This window comes from Lapillicoccus sp., assembly GCF_046595215.1.
Lineage (GTDB): Bacteria > Actinomycetota > Actinomycetes > Actinomycetales > Dermatophilaceae > Lapillicoccus.
Genome location: NZ_JBKJPP010000205.1, coordinates 1 through 18,105 on the forward strand (window position 1 = coordinate 1; position 18,105 = coordinate 18,105).

Consider the following 18,105-nt stretch of genomic DNA (forward strand, 5'->3'; position numbering starts at 1 on the left):
CCACCGCCGGCTACCAGCCCGGCGAAGTGGACCCAGTCACCATGCTCGGCTTCCAGGTCGAGATCCGCCCCCGCCTGGACCACTTCACGTACCACTTCGGCGACGGCCAGGACTTCGGGCCGACCAGCAACGAGGGCGGGGTCTACCCCGGCGGCGGCATCACCCACCAGTACCTCAAGGGCGGCGCCTACCCCGCCAACGTCGACACCACCTTCGGCGCCGACTTCCGCATCAACGGCGGTGACTGGGCGCCCATCCCCGACACCGTCACCGTGCCCGGACCGGCCACCCCCGTCACCGTCAAGACCGCCAGAGCGCAGCTCGTCAGCAACTGAGTCCTCAGCGACTGACGCCGGCGCCTCTATGTGCGTCGGGCAAAGGACAAGTCCCACGAGTGCAGTGGAAGCACACTTGCTTTCACTTCTCTTGTTTTCATTGCCTATTCACTTTCGCGGCCTTACGCTCCGGATCATCCAATGACGGACGGGCTGGACGAGGGACGAGGAGGTCTCGTGGCGTCACTGAGTGAGTTCGACCGCGAGCAGGCCATCCTGCTCGAGCTCGACGACCACGGCCGCGTCGAGGTCAGCTCCCTCTCCGCCCGCTTCGGGGTCTCGGCCGTCACCATCCGCAAGGACCTCGAGAGCCTCGAGCGCCGCGCCATGCTGCGCCGGATCCGCGGCGGGGCCCTGGTCTCCCCCCGCACCGACGAGGGCGCCTTCGACTTCCGCCACCGGGTCGCCTCCCGCGCCAAGCGGGCGATCGCCCAGCACGCCGCCCGGCTCGTGCGCCCCGGTGACGTCATCGCCATGGACTCCTCGACGACCTGCTTCTACCTCGCCGAGGAGCTCGCCGACATCCAGCCGCTCACCGTCGTCACCAACGGCCTGCGCACCTCGCAGTTCCTCCTGTCGAACTCCCGGGCCACGGTGATCATGCCCGGCGGGGTCCTGCGCCGGGCGTCCGAGTCGATGGTCGGCTTCTTCAGCGACGTCCTCGCCGGCCGCGGCCGGGTCGACAAGGGCTTCTTCGGCCTCGTCGGCCTCAGCCTCGAGCGCGGCCTGCTCGACATCACCCCCGAGGAGGCGCACGCCAAGGAGGCCCTCGCGGGCGCCTGCCGCGAGGTCTACGGCCTCTTCGACGCCTCCAAGGTGGAGCGCTTCGGCACCCACCCGTTCGTCACCATCGACCGGGTCACCCGCCTCATCTCGGACACGGCCGTCCCGGTCGACATCCACCGGGCCTGGAGCGCCGCCGGGGTGACGTGGGACCTCGTCGACCCGGACGCCACGGCCCGGCCAGCCCGGGGGCGGCGCCGGTGAGGATCCACCCGACCACCGTCGCGGCCGTCGACCTCGGCGCCGAGAGCGGGCGCGTCGCCGCCGTGACCTTCGACGGCACGCGCCTGCGCCTCGACGTCACGCACCGCTTCACCCACACGCCGCACCCGGTCGACGGCATCCTGCGCTGGGACCTCGACGCCCTCTGGAGCGGCATCCGCCACGGTCTGGCCACCCTCGCCGCCGGGGACGTCCCCATCGCCTCCGTCGGCGCCGACGCGTGGGGCGTCGACTACGGGCTGCTCGACGCGGACGGCGGGCTCGTCGACGACCCGACCTGCTACCGCGACCCGCGCCAACCCGTCGCGATGGCCCGCGCACTGAAAGCGGTCGGCCCACAACGGATCTACGGCGCCACCGGCGTCCAGATCATGGACATCAACACCCTCTTCGCCGTGGTCTCCGACGCTGCCGAGCACCCCGCGCGGCTCGAACGCGCCACGACGCTGGTGATGATGCCCGACGTCGTCCACCACCTCCTGTCGGCCTCCCGGGTCACGGAATACACCGCCGCCTCGACGACCGGGTTCTACGACATGGCCCGGGGCATCTGGGCGACCGACCTGCTCGACGACCTCGGGGTCCCCACCCACTTCCTCCCCGAGGTCGTGCCCCCCGGCACCGACGTCGGGCCGCTGCTGCCCGACCTCGCCCGCGGCCGGCTGGGCGGCGCCCGCGTCATCGTCCCCCCGGGCCACGACACCGCCAGCGCCGTCGTCGCGACACCGATGAGCGACCCGCGCGCGCTCTACATCTCCTCGGGCACCTGGTCCCTCGTCGGCGTCGAGGTCCCCGAGCCGGTCATCACCGACCGCACCCGCCGGGCCAACATCACCAACGAGGGCGGGTATGCCGGCACGATCCGGCTGCTGCGCAACGTCGCCGGTCTGTGGCTGCTCCAGGCCTGCCGACGCCACTGGGCGACGGAGGGCACCGTCTACTCCTACCCCGAGCTCGTCACGCTGGCCGGCACGGTGTCCGGTCTGCGCAGCATCGTCAACGGTGACGCCCCCGAGTTCCTCGACGGCCACGACGCGCCGTCGCGTATCCAGGACTACTGCGCGAGAACAGGATCCGTGGTCCCCCAGAGCGTGGCCGAGGTCGTCCGCTGCGTCCTCGACTCGCTCGCCCTCGGCTACCGCCACGTCGCCGAGGACCTCCACGACGTCACCGGGCACCGGGTCCCGAGCGTCAACATCGTCGGCGGCGGAGCCAACAACGCCCTGCTGTCCCAGCTCACGGCGGACGCCATCGGCGTGCCGGTGCACTGCGGTCCCGTCGAGGCGACCGCCCTCGGCAACGCCGCCACCCAGCTCGTGTCGCTGGGGGAGCTGGGTGGACTGAGCGACATCCGACGGGTCATCGCCGAGACCACCCAGGTCACGACCTACTCCCCCCACGAGCGAGAGGGGTGGGACACGGCATACGGACAGTTCACGCGGCTGGTCTCAATCGACCGCGAACGCCATGGCCTGCCGGGCGACTGACCCTCGCACCGCCTTTCACCACAACTGCACACCCGTCCTGACGCACCAACCCGGTCGATCAGGCACCCACCACCAGCCACGGCTGGGACCAGCACAAGGAGCTCCAAGGATGAATCTCACCACCACCGGCCGGGCCACGGCCGTCGTCACCCTCGCCGCGGCACTCGTCCTCAGCGGGTGCACGAAGAAGAACGACACGGCGGCGACGGGCGACTCCTCCGCCGCTGCCGGATCGGGCTCGACCGCCTCCGGCGGCGCGAAGAAGAAGGTGGCCTTCGTCCCCAAGCTGCAGGGCATCCCCTATTTCGAGGCGATGAACGCCGGTGGTCAGGCCGCCGCCAAGGACCTCAACATCGAGTGGCTCTACCAGGGCCCGACGCAGGCCGACGCCGCTGCCCAGGCGCAGATCGTCCGGTCCTACATCCAGCAGAAGGTCGACACGCTCATCGTCGCTCCCAACGACCCCGACTCGATGGCGCCGGTCCTCCAGCAGGCCAAGGACGCCGGCATCAAGGTCCTCACCTCCGACACCGACGCCCCGAGCTCGGTCCGCTCCGCGTTCGTCTCGCAGGCCTCCACCGAGGGCATCGGCACCGCGCTCGTCGACCAGCTCGCGAAGGTCATGGGCAACAAGGGCAAGTACGCCATCGTGTCCTGCGGTGAGACGGCCCAGAACCTCAACGGCTGGATCGCGGTCCAGAAGAAGGTGACGGCCGAGAAGTACAAGGACATGTCGATCGTCAGCGTCGTCTACGCCGGGGAGGACCAGAACAAGGCCACCCAGATGGCAACCGACCTGATGAACGCCAACCCTGACCTCACAGGCCTCGTCGGCGAGTGCACCTCCTCGGCGCCGGGTGTGGCCCAGGCCGTCAAGGACGCCGGCAAGATCGGCAAGGTCTTCACGGTCGGCCTCGGCACCCCGAAGTCGATGGCGCCCTACCTCACCGACGGCTCCTCGTCGGCGTCCATCCTCTGGGACGTGCAGAACCTCGGCTACCTCACGGCGTGGGCCGGCCTGCAGGCCGCCGACGGAAAGACGCTCGAGGCCACCAACAAGGTCAACGACAAGATGACGGCCGTCACCTACGACGCCGCCAGCAAGGTGCTGCTCCTCGGCCCGCCGCTCGTCATCACCAAGGACAACGCCGGCACCTTCAGCTACTGACCCGGGCCGCCCTGAGCAGCTGACCCGCGGACCCGCGGACCCGCACCAGAACCGACGGAGGACACGTGGAAGCCCGGCTCGAGCTGAGAGACATCTCCAAGAGGTATGGCGGCGTGCGGGCCATCCGGCACGCCGAGCTCAAGGTCCTGCCGGGCACCGTCCACGCCATCGTCGGCGAGAACGGTGCCGGCAAGTCGACGCTGATCAAGATCATCGCCGGCGCCGAGGCCACCGACACGGGGACGATGGCCTTCGAGGGCGCACCAATGGACCTCTCCTCGACCCAGGAGGCGATGGCCTACGGCATCCAGACCGTCTACCAGGAGCCGCAGCTCTTCGCCGAGCTGACCGTCTCGGAGAACATCTTCATCGGCCGCGAGGTCGTCGCGGGCGGCCGGGTCGACTGGGCCGGGCAGCACGAGAAGGTCCTCGAGCTGCTCAGCCTGCTCGGCCTCCCGGAGCGCTACGCGACCCGGGCGGTGGGCGACCTGTCCATCGCCGAGCAGCAACAGGTCTCCATCGCCAAGGCGCTCGCCGGCAACGCCAAGGTGCTGATCCTCGACGAGCCGTCGGCGATCCTCACCGACTCCGAGATCGACGTCCTCTTCGGCGTCGTCCGGCGCCTGACCGACTCGGGCGTCTCGGTGATCTACATCTCCCACCGGATTGACGAGCTCTTCCGGATCTGCCACGAGGTCACGGTCATGCGCGACGGCGACACGATCGGGACCTGGCCCATCGCCGAGCTCACCGTTCGGCGGATCGTCGAGCTCATGGTCGGCGGCGCCATCGACGATCATGCCGAGCCGCGGCCACGCTCGACGGAGGCGCCGCGGCTCGTCCTGGAGAACCTCGCCGCCGAGGGGCACTTCAGCGACGTCAACGTCGCGGTGCGGCCCGGGGAGATCGTCGGGCTCTACGGCCTCGTCGGCTCCGGCGTCGCCGAGATCGCCGAGGTCGTCTACGGCATGCGCCACGCCACCGGTGGACGGATCCTGCTGGAGGGCACAGCAGTCGCCCCCCGCCACCCCCGGGACGCCCAGAGGCTCGGGGTCGCCCTCCTGCCCGCCAACCGCAAGCAGCAGGGGATGTTCGCATTCCAGCCGATCGCCTTCAACATCTCCGTCGGCCACCTGCCGCTGATGTCGCGGGCCCGGGTGTGGATGGACCGTCGCCGCGAGACGAAGGTCGCCAGGGACCTGATCACGCGGCTGTCCATCAAGACCCCCAGCGAGAAGCAGCCGATCTCGGCAATGTCCGGCGGCAACGCCCAGAAGGTCGTCCTCGCCCGCCAGCTCGTCGAACGTCCCCAGGTCCTCGTGCTGGCAGAGCCCACGCAGGGCGTCGATGTCGGCGCCAAGGAGGAGATCCACCGCATCATCAGGGCGCTCGCCGACGATGGCACCGCCGTCCTCGTCGCGACCTCCGACCTCTCCGAGGCGCTGCGGATCTCCGACCGCCTCCACGTCGTGCGTGCCGGCACGACGACCGCCGAGTTCGCCCCCGGCGCCAGCCAGGCCGATGTGCTTGCCGCGGCAGCGGGCGCCGACGACGAGACCACCTCCGACCTCACCAGCAGGGAGCCGGCATGAGCACCGCCCTCGAGACCCCGACCCCAGGCCCTCCCCCGCCTGCCACGAGAAGCCGGGTCGCCCGGCGGATCCTCCCCCCGCCGGTCACCAGCCAGGAGTGGGTCCTGGTCGCGATCCTCGTCCTCATCTGGGTCGTCCTGTCCTTCGCCACCCCCGCCTTCGCCACCGCCGGCTCCATCCAGCCGCTGCTCTCCTCCGTCGCCCCCATCGCCCTCATGGGCGTCGGGATGACGATGATCATCATCACCGGCGGCATCGACGTCTCTGTCGGCGGCGCGTTGATGGTGACCGGTGTGACGACGGCCAAGCTGCTCGTCGACCAGGGGGTCTCGCTCCCGATCGCGCTGCTCTGCGCGATGGTCCTCGGGGCCGTGCTCGGACTGGTCAACGGCCTGCTCATCGCCTACGGCCACGTGCACGCCATCATCATCACCTTCGGCACGGCCAACCTCTTCCAGTTCCTCGGCCGCCAGATCTTCGACAGCCAGACCGTCAACGGCATCCCCGGCACCCTCGAGTTCTTCGGGCGCGGCGATGCCGGCCGGACCCTCGGCGTCCCGCACAGCTTCCTCCTCACCGTCGTCGTCGCGACGCTCGCCTGGCTCTACCTGCGGCACGCCCGCGGTGGCCGTCACCTCTACGCAATCGGCGGCGACCCGGTCGCGGCCCGGCTGGCCGGCATACGGGTCCAGCGGCGGACCGTCCTGACCTATGCCCTCACCGGCCTGTTCGTCGGGGTCGCGGCGGTCTTCACCGTCGCATCCGGCACCTCGACACTCGACCAGACCATCGGCAACGGCCGTGAGCTCGCGGTCATCGCCGCCGTCGTCATCGGAGGCACGTCGATCACCGGTGGCCGCGGCTCGGTCCTCGGCACCCTCCTCGGGGCCCTCCTCGTCCAGACCGTGGCGTCCGGGGTCACCCAGCTGGGCTGGCCCAGTCAGCTGTCCGACTTCTTCGTCGGTGTCGCCATCGCCATCGCGGTCGGCGCGGACCTCCTTCGTCAGCGAGCGAGGGAGGCGCGATGACCCAGACCACCACACCTCCCCAGCAGCAGCCGGCGCCGAGGGAAGTGCGCACGCCGGAGGGCGGGCCAAGCCTCGTCTCGCGCGCCGTGCGGGCCCTGCTGACCCAGCGGATCGTCCTGCTCGCAGCGCTGCTCGTCATCATCCTCGGGTGGATGACGGCCCTGGACCAGGGCGGTTACCTCACCGGTGCCTACGACGCGGACTACCTCTCCTCGGCGCTCGTCGACGCCGTGCCGCTCTGCCTGCTCGCCCTCGGTGAGCTCGTCGTCATCGTCTCCGGACGCGGCGGGATCGACCTGTCGATCGGCGCCATCGTCTCGCTGACCGGGATGGTCTTCGGGTTCGCCTACGGCCGGTGGGGCTGGAGCCTGTGGCTCTCGATCGTGCTGGCCGTAGTCGTCGGCGGACTCCTCGGCGCGATCAACGGGCTGCTCGTGGCCTACCTGCGCTTCCCCGCCCTCATCGCCACCCTCGCGACCTACTACGCCTTCAAGTCGCTCGCCCTCGTCATCACCAACTCGACACCCATCTCCGACAAGCGGATCGGGGAGCTCTACTCGATCACCAGCTCGGTCGAGATCCCCCTCATCGGCGGCGGCCTGCCCAACGTGCCGCTCGGGATCTTCACGTTCCTCATCCCCACGGTCGTCGTCGTGTGGCTGCTCACCGCCCGGACCACCTTCGGTCGGCGGCTGTTCGCCATCGGTACCAACGACATCGCGGCCGAGTGGTCGGGCCTCGACGTGCGGCGCACCCGCTTCGCGGCCTACGTCATCGCGGGCGTCATCGCCGGTCTCGTCGCCGTCTACATCAGCGGCCAGTTCGCGTCGGCGCGGCCCGATGCGGGCACGAGCGGCAACGGCCTGGCCCTGCCGGCGATCACGGTCGCGGTCCTCGGCGGCGTGGCGATCACCGGCGGCATCGGGCGGGTGGCGGGCGTGGTCCTCGCCACGGTCCTCATCACCTGGCTCAACGCCGGCATCCTGCTCGCCTTCACCGGCAACAACGGGACGCAGTTCCAGCTCCTTGCCCTCGGGACCGTCCTCATCTTCGCGGCCCTGCTCAACGGCCTCACGGCGCGTCGCTACGGAGGCAGTCGCTGATGTCCACCTCCTGGGACCCGAGTCTCACCACGCCCGAGCTCCTCACCCTGACAAGGCTGCTCGGCGAGCCGGCCCGCGACCTCGCGGTCCTCGCCGAGGGCAACACCTCGCAGCGCCTCGACGACGGGCGGCTCGTCGTCAAGGCGTCCGGTGCCAACCTCGGGTCCGCAACGGCCGAGGACTTCGTCGTCGTCGACGTCGACGAGGTCATGGCGATCGTCGACGACCCCGCCGCGACGCAGGACGACCTGACGGCCGTCCTGGTGGCCGCCGGCGCGACCCGCCCGGACGGCGGCCCCCGCCGGGGCTCCATCGAGACCGTCGTCCACGCCGCCGTCCAGCAGGTCGCGGCCCTGCTGGGCACCGGGCCCGACGTCGCGCGCTACATCGGGCACACCCACCCGACCGATGTCGTCGGGCTGCTCGCGAGCGTCCGCGCCGCCGAGGCGTGGGAGCGCATCGTCTACTCCGACGAGGCCGTAGTCGTCGGGCGCCCCCTCTTCGTCCCCTACGCCACCCCCGGCATCGACCTCGGCCGGATCTACGCCTCCGGGCTGCGGCAGCACGCCGAGCGACACGGCGCCCTCCCCCAGCTCGTCCTGCTCGCCAACCACGGCATCGTCGCCATCGCGCCGACGACCGCCGGGGTCGAGGCGGTCTCGACGATGGCAGTCAAGGGTGCTCGCGTGCGCGCCACCGCGTATGCCGTCGGCGGCCTCGCGCCGCTCACCGACGAACAGGTCACGAAGTTCTTCGCCCGCGACGACATCGACGAGCGACGAACCAACCTCGCCCTCGGCCGGTGAACGCGATGGGACTGCCCGACCGCATCGACGTCGTCCTCTGCGACGTCGGCGGACCGATCTACCCCGACGAGAACTTCACGTCCGCCGTCCGCCGTGCGCTCGACGAGATCCGCGCCCACCAAGGGGGGGCGCCGATCGCAACCGCCGACTTCGACCGGGTCTACGACACCGTCCGGGCCCACCAGTCCGGTGGCCTGCGAAGGTCCCTCGCCCGCGAGCTGCTCGGCGACCAGTCGCTCCAGCGTGAGCTGCACCGCCGCACCGGTGAGCACTGGACGCACCCTGCCGGCACGGCATACCCGGATGCCCTCGCGATGTTCCGCGCCCTGCACGGCCGCGTGACGCTCGGCGTCGTCGCCAACCAGGAGGCAGCAACGGTGGAGGCGTTGCGGCGCGACGGGTTCGGCGACTACATCGACGTGTGGGGCATCTCTGCCATCGTCGGCCACGAGAAGCCGAGCCGCGAGTTCTTCGACTGGGCGCTCGCACAGGCAGGGACCACCGCCGAGCACGCCGTGCACATCGGCAACCGGCTCGACACCGACGTGCGCCCCGCCAAGGCGCTGGGCATGGGCACCATCTGGGTCACCCGCGGCGAGGCCCCGGCGCACCCGACTCCCGCGCAGCTCGCCGAGGCCGACGTCTCCGTGCCCGACCTCACCACGGTCGCCGAGCTCGTGCTCGCCCGGACGGGCCGATGATGGGCCCCGTCACCCTCGGCATCGACCTCGCGACGGCGAGCGCCCGATGCGTCGCCCTCGACGGCTGCACGGGGGCTGTGCTGGCCCACGCGGACGCGCCCCTGCCGGCCCCGGTGCGCTCAGCCGGCGGGGTGTCGCGCCAGGAGGCCAACTACGCGGCGGTCGCGTTCGCCCTCATGGCCACCGTATGCCGTGAGCTCGCCTCCGCGGCGGCCCGCGTGGGGGCGCTGTCGATCACCGGCACCTCCGGGACCGTGGTGGCCTGCGACCCGAGCGGGACGCCGCTCGCGGATGCCCGGCTCTATGACGACACGTCGTCGGCCGGGGCCGTCATCGCGGTCGGAGTCGGTGGCGGGTCCAGTCTCGGGCGGATGATGAGCCTGCAGAACGAGATCCGCTCATCGGGCCACCAGGGGCCGGTGCTCATGCGGTCCACCGTCGACGTCGTCGCGGACGCCCTCGTCGGGGACGTCGTCGCCTCCGACAGCTCACACGCACTCAAGGCCGGCATCGACCTGCGAGACCTGACCTGGCCGCTCGAGGTGATGACGTCCCTCGGCCTGGAGACCAGGGACCTGCCCGAGCTGGTGCCCCCGGGCAGGGTCATCGGCCTCGTCTCACCGTCGGTGGCCGCGGCGCTCGGACTCCCCCCCGGGGTGTGCGTCGTGTCCGGGATGACCGACGGCTGCACGGCCCAGCTCAGCACCGGGGCGATCCACGCCGGGGACTCGATGGGCGTGCTCGGCACGACGCTGGTCATCAAGGCCGTCAGCGCGGTGGAGGTACGCACGGGCGACGGGTCCGTCTACTCCCACCTGTCCCCCGCGGGTGACTTCTGGCCCGGTGGTGCGTCGAGCTCCGGCGCCGGTGTCCTCGACACCGAATTCGCTGGGCGCGACCTCGGCGAGCTCGACGCGGCCGCCTCCGCGCGCGGACCGAGCACCGTGGTGCGTTATCCCCTGGCGCGGGTGGGGGAGCGCTTTCCCGTGGCCGACCCGACCCTGCACTCGCTGAGCAGCGGGGTGCCCGTCGACGAGGTGGACGCCTACCGCGCCGTCCTCGAGGGGGTCGCCTTCGTCGAACGTCTCGGCCTCGAGACGCTGGCGGCCCTCGGTGTGCGCCCGCACCGCCACCTGATCACCGGGGGCGCCACCCGCAGCGCGACCTGGAACACCATCCGGGCCACGGTGCTCGCGCCGCTGCTGTCGGCCGGACCGGCCGGACCGGCCGGACCGGCAGGACCGGCTGGACCGGCCGGTGACGCAGGCCCGGACGCGCTCCCCGGCGAGTCGGGGGTGGTCCACGTCCCCGGTGGCGGCAGCGCCGTCGGGGCCGCCATCCTGGCGGCGCACGGCCTGGCCACAAGCAGGCTCCCGGCGCGCCGCCTTGCGGGCGTCGGCGCCGGTGGAGAGCCGCCGGCGCTTGCCACCACGGTCGACCGGCTCGTCGAGGCACCGGTCCCCGTGCCGCCTGACCCCCACCAGACCCAGCAGCTCGACCAGTCCTACGGCGTCTTCCTCGCACTGATCGGCGCGAACGCCCTCACGAACCCGACGACCAGCAGCGCGGAGCAGTCCGCCGAAGGGAGACCCCACCATGTCTGACGCCACCATCTCCACAGCCACCGCCAGCCTGCCCGAGGCCGAGCGCGACCTGCCCCAGGGTGTGCGCGAGCTCCTCGCCCGCAGCAACCGGCTCGGCTCCGACCCCACCGTAACGAACTACGGCGGCGGCAACACCTCGGCCAAGGTCACCGTCGAGCACCCAGCCAGCGGTCAGCCCGTCGAGCTGCTCTACGTCAAGGGCTCCGGCGGCGACCTCGGCACCCTGCGCGCCGGCGGCCTCGCCGTGCTCGAGCGTGACCGGCTGCTCGCCCTGGACAACGTCTACCGCGGGGTCGAGCACGAGGACGAGATGGTCGCCCTCTTCTCGTTCTGCGCCCACGGCGCCGGCGGGGCAGCCCCGTCCATCGACACCCCGATGCACGGCCTCGTCGACCACGCCCACGTCGACCACCTCCACCCCGACTCGGTCATCGCCCTCGCCTGCGCCGCCGACGGTCCACGGCTCGTCGAGGAGATCTGGGGCGGTGCCGTGGCATGGGTCCCGTGGCAGCGTCCCGGGTGGGAGCTGGGCAAAGCGATGCGCGACCTCTCCGCCCGCGAGGGGGTCATCGGCGCCGTCCTCGGCGGCCACGGCCTGACCACCTGGGGGACGACGAGCGACGAGGTCGAGCAGCGGAGCCTGCGCATCATCCGGGAGGCCGCGGCATACCTCGATTCCCACTCCCGGGCCGAGCCGTTCGGCACCCTCGTCCCGAGTCGCGCCCCCCTGGACGAGACCGCCCGCCGGGCTCGCGCCGCCGAGCTCTTCCCTCACCTGCGCGCTGTCGCGGCCCGGGACAGCCGGCAGGTCGGGCACTTCACCGACACCGACGTCGTCCTCGACTTCCTCACGCGGGAGAAGACGCACGACCTCGTCCACCTCGGCACCAGCTGCCCGGACCACTTCCTGCGCACCAAGGTGCGGCCGCTGCTCCTCGACACCGCGCCCGACGCGCCCCTGGAGGAGGTCGTCGCCCGGCTCTCGCAGCTGGAGGAGGAGTACCGCGCGGAGTACCTCGCCTACTACGACCGCAACAAGGTCGCCGACTCCCCCGCGATGCGCGGCGCCGCACCGGCCATCGTCCTCGTCCCCGGCGTCGGGATGTTCTCCTTCGGCGCGGACAAGCAGACCGCGCGCGTGGCCGGCGAGTTCTACGTCAATGCCATCAACGTCATGCGCGGCGCCGAGGGCGTCTCCACGTATGCACCCGTCGACGAGGCGGAGAAGTTCGCCGTGGAGTACTGGATCCTCGAGGAGCTCAAGCTCCGGCGCCGCCCCAAGCCCAGGGCGCACGCGGGCCGGGTCGCCCTCGTCACCGGTGGGGCGTCCGGCATCGGCCTTGCCACCGTGCGGGCTCTGGCCGCTGAAGGCGCGAACGTCGTTGTCGCAGACCTTGACCCGGCCAAGGTCGCAGCCGTGGCGAAGGAGCTCGGCGGTCCCGACAAGGTGGTCGGTGTGACGATGGACGTCACGGACGAGAAGGGCGTCGCCGCAGCCGTCGCCGAGGCAGTGCTCGCGTTCGGCGGCCTCGACCTCGTCGTCAACAACGCCGGCATCACCCGCGCCGGGTCGCTCGGTGACACGACGTTCGAGGACTGGGACCTGCAATATCAGGTCATGCCCCGCGGCTCCTTCGCCGTGGCCAAGACCGTCGAGCCGGTGCTGCGCGCCCAGGGACTCGGGGGCGACATCATCAACATCTGCTCCAAGAACGCGGTCTTCGCCGGGCCGAACAACGTCGCCTATTCCTCGGCGAAAGCCGCCCAGGCACACATGGTCCGACTGCTGGCCGCCGAGCTCGGTGACATCGGCGTGCGGGTCAACGGGATCAACCCCGACGGCATCGTCAAGGGGTCCGGGATCTTCGCCGGGGGGTGGGGCGCCTCGCGGGCCAAGACCTACGGCGTCGCCGAGGAGGACCTCGGCAGGTACTACGCCCAGCGCACGGTCCTCAAGGAGGAGGTGCTCCCGGAGCACGTCGCCCTTGCCGTCGTCGCCCTGACCAACGGCACGCTGCCGGTCACGACGGGGCTCATCATCCCGGTCGACTCCGGCGTGCCGCAGGCCTTCACCCGCTGACCCCCGCCACCGACATTCACCGAACACAAAGGCACGCAGAGAGAGGAATGCACATGAGCAACACCATCGGTGTCCACGCCCTGGTGTGGGTCGGCGGCTGGAGCCCGGACGAGGCGCGCAAGGCCATCTCGAGCTCGAAGGAGGCCGGCTACGACCTCATCGAGCTCGCCGCGCTCGAGCCGGAGACCTTCGACGCCGACCTGACCGCGAAGCTCCTCCAGGAGTATGGCCTCGAAGTCGGTGTCTCCCTCGGTCTGTCCGAGGAGACCGACGTCTCCAGCGAGGACCCGGAGTGTGTCGCACGGGGGCGCGTCCTGCTCGAGAGTGCCGTCAACCTCGTCCGCGACGTGGGCGGCCACTACCTCGGCGGGGTGATCTTCTCCAAGCTCGGCCGGTATGCCGCTCCCGTCACCGAACGCGGCCGGGCCAACTCGGTCGAGACGATGGCGTGGCTCGCCGACAAGGCGGCCGCGAGCGACATCACCCTGGGTCTCGAGTTCGTCAACCGCTACGAGAGCAACGTCCTCAACACGACCGGGCAGACGCTGGCGTTCCTCGAGGAGGTCGACCGGGACAACGTCGTGGCCCACCTCGACGTTTATCACATGAACATCGAGGAGGTCTCGTTCTCGGGGGCCGTCCACGCTGCCGCAACGGCAGGCAAGCTCGGCTACGTACACCTCGGGGAGTCCCACCGCGGGGCGCTCGGCACCGGGTCGATCCAGTTCGAGGAGTTCTTCGCGGCGCTGCACGAGGTCGACTACCAGGGGGTGTTGACCTTCGAGTCGTTCTCGTCCGAGGTCGTCCACCCGACGCTGTCCGCCAACCTCGCCATCTGGCGCAACACCTGGACCGACAGCATGCAGCTCGCCAAGGACGCCCGGGAGTTCATCCACACCCACTACGGCACCTGATCGGAGCCCGGCAGATGACGACCACGACCCGCTTGCAGGACCTGGACGACTTCACCATCGAGCTGCCCTCGTGGGCGTTCGGCAACGCGGGGACCCGGTTCAAGGTCTTCTCCAGCCCGGGGGTCCCGCGCGACCCCTTCGAGAAGATCTCGGACGCCGCACAGGTGCACCGCTTGACGGGAATGGCCCCCCGGGTGTCGCTGCACATCCCGTGGGACCTCGTCGAAGACTTCGACGCGCTCCGCGCGCACGCGCAGTCAGAGGGGGTGGCGATCGGGGCGGTCAACTCGAACCTCTTCCAGGACGAGGACTACCGCTTCGGCTCCCTCGCCCACGTCGACAAGAGGATCCGGGACAAGGCGATCGCCCACCACGGCCAGTGCGTCGACGTCATGCGGGCCACCGGGTCCAGCGACCTCAAGCTGTGGCTGCCGGACGGGACGAACTATCCCGGGCAGGACTCGCTCCGGGGCCGCCAGGACCGACTCTGCGACTCGCTCCAGCAGGTCTACGCGCTGCTCGACGCGGACCACCGACTGCTCATCGAGTACAAGTTCTTCGAGCCGTCGTTCTACTCGATGGACATCCCCGACTGGGGTACCTCGCTCACGCACTGCCTCGCCCTCGGCGACAAGGCGCAGGTGGTCCTCGACACCGGCCACCACGCGCCGGGCACCAACATCGAGTTCATCGTCGCGATGCTGCTGCGGGCCGGACGGCTCGGGGCGTTCGACTTCAACTCGCGCTTCTACGCCGACGACGACCTCATGGTCGGGGCGGCCGACCCGTTCCAGCTGTTCCGGATCCTTCGCGAGATCGTCGAGCAGTCGGCGCACCTGCCCGCCTCGGGAGTCAACTTCATGCTCGACCAGTGCCACAACATCGAGCCCAAGGTCCAGGCCCAGATCCGGTCGGTCCTCAACGTCGAGGAGGCGCTGGCCAAGGCCCTGCTCGTCGACGAGGACGCCCTCGTCGCCGCCCAGGAGTCGGGTGACGTCCTCGGCGCGAACGCGGTCCTCATGGACGCCTACAACACGGACGTCCGGGCCGGTCTCGCCGATGCCCGCGAGGCCAGGGGGCTGCCGCGCGACCCGGTCACGGCGTTCACGACGTCGGGCTATCTCGAGCGGGTCACCGAGCAGCGCGTCGGGGGCAAGCAGGCGTCCTGGGGCGCGTGACGGCAGCTCCCGGCGGGTGTGCTCCGTGGGCCGTCGGCCATCAGCCGGGAATCCGCTCACCCCTCAGCGCCGGCGTCGTGGGGCACACGACGTGTCCAGCGGAGAGGCTGGCTCGGCGCACCGGGGGCGGCGCACCAGCAGCTGGGGTGTGCCGGCCGCGACGGCGGCAAGGTTCCACGCGCTGGTCGACCCCGGCTTGAGGTATTCGCTGTGCCCACTCGACGCGGCGCCCCGGGTCCCGTCCGGCAGCGTCGTCGACACGGTGGACAGGACGTCCGCACCCGGCATCCGGTCGGGATCCGGTCCGAACCGGCCCAGGTCGGCAACGACGTCGTCCCCGGCTTCGAGGACGTGGACGCGCCCGGGAGGCAGGTGCAGCGACGCGAGGTCGGTCACCCCGAGCCCCGGTGAGCCGAAGGTCACGAGGTCGTCGACCCCGGTGTTGGCCCCGGCGAGGGCCATCCCTGCGGTTGGTGAACCGTAGGAATGGGCCCAGATCGTCAGCTGCGCCTGGTTGCTCCGTGCGCCTCGTGACGCGTCGAGTCCGTTGACGAAGGCGGCCAGGTGCGGGGCCCCGGCCTGCGCCGCACGGGGCAGCAGGACCGAGCGGTCCGGCTCGGTGATGTCGTCCCACTGCGGGGCCTCGTATCCCATCCACGTCACGGCAGCCACGTCCCGGCCGTCTCCGGAGACTCTGGACTGGCGTCGGGCAAGATCGCTCATCTCGCCCATGGTGGCGTCATACCTGCGGATGTCGCCCTCCACCGAGGTCGTGAGGCCCCCCACGAACACCGCGACGTGCCCGGCACGGTCCAGATCTCCGACGGTGACTGCCGCCGTGACCAGTCGTCCAGAGGGATCCATGAGGATGAGCTGTCGCGTTCGACCATCCTGTTGCGAGAGAACGCTTTTGATGGCCCGTACGGCCGCGAGTTGGGCCTCCAGCCGACTGGACGCCGCCGCCTTGGCGGTCCTTGCGGCGACCACTGGGAGGAGTGGCAGGAGTGGCAGGGTCGGGAGCAGTGCCAGGGCCGGCAGGAGTGGAAGGGCCGGTTCGATCAGGGTCCGCAGACGCTGCTGCACGCCGACGAGCCACACCTCGGCCCGGTCGAGGAGCACGCGGTTGGCCCGGTCCCGCGCCCAGGCCGGCACCCCGTCCGTCGGTCCGACGCGCTCAGGGTGCTCAGCGATGACCGCATCGCGCTCGGACGGGGTCAGCAGGATCCACCACGCTGCGCTGTCCCACGGCGTCCACCCCGGGCCGCCGAGTCCGGGCGGCACGCTGCTCGGGCCCGCGCCGGCGCCTCCCCCCGGCGACAGGCTGAGCGGCGCCGGAGCTCTCCCACCGGACGCCGCGACGGCCCCGCTCAGGGCGGCCACCAGACTCGCGTGGAGGCTGGCGTCCACGTCACCGGCTCGCGCGATCAACTGCTCGACGTCGTCGCGCACCTCCCAGCGCGCCCGCTCCCGAGTCGACGACAGTTGTTGTGCCGCGGTGGGATCCGCCGGGATCGGCCACCCGGGCACCTCCACGACCTCGCCACAGTGCGTGATCGTCAGCCCGTGCGTGCCTGCCACCTCGTCGGCGAGCTCGACGAGCCTGGCGATCGCGGCAACCTGCTCAGCGGCCCGGTCCAACGCCGACGCGGTGGCGACGACGGCGGCCACGACCCGCGTGTGCTCATCCCTCAGCTCGGTATGCCGTGCTGCCGCTGCCTCCGCCGCTTCCCCGTCCCAGCAACCACCCCCGCGGGGGCTGACGACGAGCAGGCTGGCGAGCGCCTCCAGCCGCCGCTGGTTGGCTGCCACCGAGCGGGCGCACTCTCCCAGCACGTCGGCCCGCCAGAGCCGCAGCTGACCGTAGGTGAGCCTCACGGCAGTCGGTCCTCGGCAGACAGCGAGCAGCAGGTCACGACTCCGCTCCGCCTCCGGACAGTGAGGCGCGCACGGATGTCTCGCTCACGGCATAGGACGTGCTGGCAGTGGTGAGCCGCGCCGCCTGGAGCGAAGCCGCCTCGCTGAGCCCGACGATCAACGCCGCCCACTGCCTGCCGAGTGAGGGGATGCTGTCGGCGCTGTTGCTGCCCGGCAGCGCCAGCCCCAATACGGCGAGATCTGCCTCAAGGTCGCAGGCCGCAACAGCATTCGCAGCAGCAGCGATCGGACGGACCAGCACGCCAATCTCGTCCGGATCGACGGTGAAGAACATGTCCCCTCCCCACATCGGTCAAGGATCCGAGCCTAGGCAGGACGCAGCAGTGGCCCGGCACTTGTCCACAGGTCCAGCCGGTGACGAACGCCCGAACGCCGCCCACGGCGTTGGTGGGCGGCGTTCGTCCTCTCGCGAGGTCGGCAACCAGGGGGTCGAGGCCTGGCAGCCGTCAGGGGAGCCGGATCGAGGTCCAGCGGGGTCGACGCGGACGTCGACCGTTCCGAGGCCTCAGCCGGGCGACGGGATGGCCAGCTCCTGGCCGGCATGGACCTGGCTGCTGTTGAGGTGGTTGGCGAGCTGGATCTGCGCGACACCCTCGGATACCGGCAGCTGCGGCAGTTCGGCCGCCGCCACCTGGGACAGGGTCTGGCCAGCGTCGACGGTGACCCGGTGATCGATCGACGCTCCGGCGGCGCCGACCCCGAGGATGGTGAGCGCGAGGAGAGTGACGATGGCGACCGTGCTGGCGGTGACGAGCAGCCGCCCGAACCGGGTGACCTTGACCGCGGGCCGCGCGACGGCCGAGCTGCCGCGTGGCACGAGGTGGAGGGCGGGTCGGCCCGGGCGCACCTCGAGCGGGGCGACCTCCCATGCAACGGCTGCACTCATGATGTCCTCCATCTCGTCGACCCCGGGGACGGGGACGGTTGGTGCGACGGCCCGAAGGTGGCGGTCCGGCGAGCGGTCCATCGAACGGATGTACGATGGAACGCTTGGACAATGTGTAGCACGGGTGTTCGAGAAAGTCGAGACACGCCTCGAACATATGTTTGGAACGGACGTTCGATACACGTAGGCTGTCCTCATGTCCGGTAGTCCATCACCGGGGTCTGACATGGCATCTGACCTGCGCAAACAACAGGACGCCGGCCGTGCAGTGACGACAGCGACG

General features: G+C 71.0%; 15 protein-coding genes and 1 pseudogene. 13 read left to right on the forward strand and 3 right to left on the reverse strand.

The window, feature by feature from the left end:
• The 13 genes and pseudogenes from ACLL9L_RS16875 to rhaI all read left to right on the forward strand — a co-directional run.
• A pseudogene (locus tag ACLL9L_RS16875) lies at positions 1-335 on the forward strand (hypothetical protein); the annotation flags it as partial.
• A 177-nt stretch (positions 336-512) separates the two neighbouring features.
• Complete coding sequence (locus ACLL9L_RS16880) at positions 513-1,322, forward strand: DeoR/GlpR family DNA-binding transcription regulator (RefSeq protein ID WP_411285815.1); 810 nt, start codon at positions 513-515, stop codon at positions 1,320-1,322.
• Positions 1,319-2,827, forward strand: a complete 1,509-nt coding sequence (locus tag ACLL9L_RS16885; RefSeq protein WP_411285816.1) for a rhamnulokinase — start codon at positions 1,319-1,321, stop codon at positions 2,825-2,827. The genes ACLL9L_RS16880 and ACLL9L_RS16885 overlap by 4 nt, the downstream gene beginning before the upstream one ends.
• 109 nt (positions 2,828-2,936) lie before the next feature.
• On the forward strand, positions 2,937-3,995 hold the full coding sequence (locus ACLL9L_RS16890) for an autoinducer 2 ABC transporter substrate-binding protein (protein WP_411285817.1): 1,059 nt from the start codon (positions 2,937-2,939) through the stop codon (positions 3,993-3,995).
• A 65-nt stretch (positions 3,996-4,060) separates the two neighbouring features.
• Positions 4,061-5,587 (forward strand): sugar ABC transporter ATP-binding protein, encoded by a 1,527-nt coding sequence (locus ACLL9L_RS16895; RefSeq protein ID WP_411285818.1) that lies wholly within the window; start codon positions 4,061-4,063, stop codon positions 5,585-5,587.
• A complete protein-coding gene (locus ACLL9L_RS16900; protein WP_411285819.1) occupies positions 5,584-6,615 on the forward strand; it encodes an ABC transporter permease in 1,032 nt (343 codons plus the stop codon). Before ACLL9L_RS16895 ends, ACLL9L_RS16900 begins: the two co-directional genes overlap by 4 nt.
• Positions 6,612-7,718, forward strand: a complete 1,107-nt coding sequence (locus tag ACLL9L_RS16905) for an ABC transporter permease (protein WP_411285820.1) — start codon at positions 6,612-6,614, stop codon at positions 7,716-7,718. The genes ACLL9L_RS16900 and ACLL9L_RS16905 overlap by 4 nt, the downstream gene beginning before the upstream one ends.
• Positions 7,718-8,524 (forward strand): class II aldolase/adducin family protein, encoded by an 807-nt coding sequence (locus tag ACLL9L_RS16910; RefSeq protein WP_411285821.1) that lies wholly within the window; start codon positions 7,718-7,720, stop codon positions 8,522-8,524. Before ACLL9L_RS16905 ends, ACLL9L_RS16910 begins: the two co-directional genes overlap by 1 nt.
• 5 nt (positions 8,525-8,529) lie before the next feature.
• On the forward strand, positions 8,530-9,225 hold the full coding sequence (locus ACLL9L_RS16915) for an HAD family hydrolase (RefSeq protein ID WP_411285822.1): 696 nt from the start codon (positions 8,530-8,532) through the stop codon (positions 9,223-9,225).
• Positions 9,222-10,829 carry an FGGY family carbohydrate kinase gene (locus ACLL9L_RS16920; RefSeq protein WP_411285823.1) on the forward strand — a complete coding sequence of 536 codons (1,608 nt, stop codon included), beginning with the start codon at positions 9,222-9,224 and terminating at the stop codon, positions 10,827-10,829. The genes ACLL9L_RS16915 and ACLL9L_RS16920 overlap by 4 nt, the downstream gene beginning before the upstream one ends.
• On the forward strand, positions 10,822-12,909 hold the full coding sequence (gene rhaD / locus ACLL9L_RS16925; protein WP_411285824.1) for a bifunctional rhamnulose-1-phosphate aldolase/short-chain dehydrogenase: 2,088 nt from the start codon (positions 10,822-10,824) through the stop codon (positions 12,907-12,909). Before ACLL9L_RS16920 ends, rhaD begins: the two co-directional genes overlap by 8 nt.
• A gap of 53 nt (positions 12,910-12,962) precedes the next feature.
• Positions 12,963-13,823, forward strand: a complete 861-nt coding sequence (locus tag ACLL9L_RS16930) for a sugar phosphate isomerase/epimerase family protein (RefSeq protein ID WP_411285825.1) — start codon at positions 12,963-12,965, stop codon at positions 13,821-13,823.
• A gap of 14 nt (positions 13,824-13,837) precedes the next feature.
• Positions 13,838-15,001, forward strand: coding sequence for an L-rhamnose isomerase (gene rhaI, locus ACLL9L_RS16935; protein ID WP_411285826.1), 1,164 nt, complete (start codon positions 13,838-13,840; stop codon positions 14,999-15,001).
• A 63-nt stretch (positions 15,002-15,064) separates the two neighbouring features.
• Here the strand turns inward: rhaI and ACLL9L_RS16940 are convergent, their stop codons facing one another.
• The 3 genes from ACLL9L_RS16940 to ACLL9L_RS16950 form a co-directional block, all read right to left on the reverse strand.
• Entirely contained in the window at positions 15,065-16,876 is a 1,812-nt protein-coding gene (locus ACLL9L_RS16940) for an alpha/beta hydrolase (RefSeq protein ID WP_411285827.1), read from the reverse strand.
• 34 nt (positions 16,877-16,910) lie between these two features.
• The gene (locus tag ACLL9L_RS16945; protein ID WP_411285828.1) at positions 16,911-17,210 is read right to left on the reverse strand and encodes a hypothetical protein; all 300 of its coding nucleotides are present in this window, start codon (positions 17,208-17,210) and stop codon (positions 16,911-16,913) included.
• A gap of 231 nt (positions 17,211-17,441) precedes the next feature.
• Positions 17,442-17,822: a LysM peptidoglycan-binding domain-containing protein gene (locus ACLL9L_RS16950; protein ID WP_411285829.1), complete on the reverse strand. Its 381-nt coding sequence runs from the start codon at positions 17,820-17,822 to the stop codon at positions 17,442-17,444.
• Positions 17,823-18,105: the final 283 nt, after the last annotated feature.